A 646-nucleotide genomic window follows, 5' to 3' on the forward strand; every position below is an offset into this window, starting at 1 on the left:
CAAGCAGAAGACGGCATACGAGATTAGCTGCAGTATCCGGGCGAGATCAAAGTAAACGTGATCCGAGAAACTAGAGCCATAGAAATGGCGAAATAGGTCAAATTCAGGTAGAAAATGAGAGAAATTTTACTAGCGATTTTTTGCGTTTTAGCGCTCGTGGCAAACGACGAACTCGTGCTAGACGCATCAAATTCTTTTACGACGACGATGCATAAAAACTCGGACGCACCGGTTAAGGCTTTGCTCCAAAATGCAAAAGCGGTCGTCGTTTTTCCAAGTATCACCAAGGTGGGCTTTGTGCTGGGCGGTATGCACGGCAAGGGCGTGATGCTCGTGGGAAATCCGTATGCGCCAAGCGAAATGATGGTTGTGGATATCAGCGGCGGCAGTATCGGGTTGCAGGTTGGTTACGAAAATAGCTCGCTTGTGTTATTTATCCTGAAAGATAGCCTCGTAGCCGACATAAAAGACGCCAAAATTACGATAAACGCCGACGCATCGTTTGCGTTTGCCGATACGGGCAAATTTTATGGCAGAGTGAGCGATTTTAGCTTTACGAGCGATATTTACGCGTATACGGACAACGACGGGTTTTTTGCCGGGGCGAGCTTTGGCGGAGCGGTGCTAGCTAAAACTAACGACGCGC

The 646-nt window shown here is 48.3% G+C and carries 1 protein-coding gene; it reads left to right on the forward strand.

What is annotated here, in order from left to right; genetic code table 11:
- Positions 1–114 precede the first annotated feature (114 nt).
- On the forward strand, positions 115–646 hold a 532-nt coding region (locus F3G86_RS10255), incomplete at its 3' end, for a lipid-binding SYLF domain-containing protein (protein ID WP_149723791.1).

Source organism: Campylobacter concisus (assembly GCF_902460595.1).
Taxonomy (GTDB): domain Bacteria; phylum Campylobacterota; class Campylobacteria; order Campylobacterales; family Campylobacteraceae; genus Campylobacter_A; species Campylobacter_A concisus_BL.